This is a genomic window from Bradyrhizobium sp. 31Argb, assembly GCF_043638955.1.
Lineage (GTDB): Bacteria > Pseudomonadota > Alphaproteobacteria > Rhizobiales > Xanthobacteraceae > Bradyrhizobium.
In genome coordinates, this window is sequence record NZ_JBEGDB010000617.1 from 1 (window position 1) to 1135 (window position 1135).

General features: G+C 66.7%; 1 protein-coding gene. It reads left to right on the top strand.

The genetic code is table 11. The features are described 5' to 3' along the window. Positions 1-106 precede the first annotated feature (106 nt). Positions 107-1135: an IS110 family transposase gene (locus AAFX91_RS41855; RefSeq protein WP_394570368.1), complete on the top strand. Its 1029-nt coding sequence runs from the start codon at positions 107-109 to the stop codon at positions 1133-1135.

Sequence of the window (1135 nt, forward strand, 5' to 3'; positions counted from 1 at the left end):
GGCGCGCTGCGCGCGGCTCGCTTGGAGGGCGGGCGGTCGTCCCTCACATTGATGGTGTGACGGAGTCGAGGATGAACCTCGCTCCAAACATCGCGGAGAGACGACCATGGAGCACTATGCCGGAATCGACGTGTCATTGGAATGCTCGAGCGTGTGTGTGGTTGACGCCAACGGCAAGATCGTGCGGGAGGCGAAGGTGGCGAGCGAGCCGGAGGCGCTGATCGCCTGGTTCGGCTCGCTCGGCTTCGGTCTTGAGCGGATCGGGCTGGAGGCCGGACCCTTGTCGCAATGGCTGTTTGCGGCGATGAAGGCGGCCGGGCTTGCCGTGGAGCTGCTGGAGACGCGACACGTGCGGAATGCGTTCAAGGCCATGCCGGTGAAGTCGGACCGCAACGATGCGCGCGGGATTGCGCAGCTGATGCGGCTGGGTTGGTTCCGCCCGGTGCATTGCAAGTCGCTGAGCGCGCAGGAGACGCGATCGCTGCTGACCGCGCGCAAGCTGGTGCAAGCGAAGCTTCTCGACGTCGAGAACAGCCTGCGCGGGATCCTGCGCGGCTTTGGCCTCAAGGTCGGCAAGGTGACGGCGCGGGCGTTTGCGGGGCGGATCCAGGAACTCGTCGCGGGCCATCCACATCTTGAGCGGATCGCCGCTGCGCTGTTGGCGGTCCGCGAGATCCTACGGAAGGAGTTCGCGGCCTTCGAGAAGCAGACCCGCAGGATGGTGCGAGCCGACCAGCAGGCCCAGCTGCTGACCTCGGTCCCGGCCGTCGGCCCGATCGTGGCGCTGACCTATGCCAGTGCGATCGACGATCCGGGACGGTTCACATCATCGAAGCAGGTGGGCGCCCATTTCGGCTTGACGCCGAAGAAGCATCAGTCCGGCGAGACCGACTACACCGGCCGGATCAGCAAGATCGGCGACGGCGCGGTGCGCACGGCGCTCTACGAGGCCGCCCACATCATGCTGACCAAGCCGGTCAAGGGCTGTGCGCAATTGAAGAGCTGGGCGATGCGGATCGCCCGGCGCGCCGGCATGAGCAAGGCCAAGGTGGCGCTCGCGCGCCGGCTGGCGGTGATCATGCACCGCATGCTCGTCGATCAAACCCCCTTCAACGCCGCCGCGGCGGCAGCCTAA

What these genes read in the sequence shown, in the direction of transcription:
- AAFX91_RS41855 (WP_394570368.1), top strand. Translation starts at nt 107, where the DNA reads ATGGAGCACTATGCCGGAATCGACGTGTCATTGGAATGCTCGAGCGTG.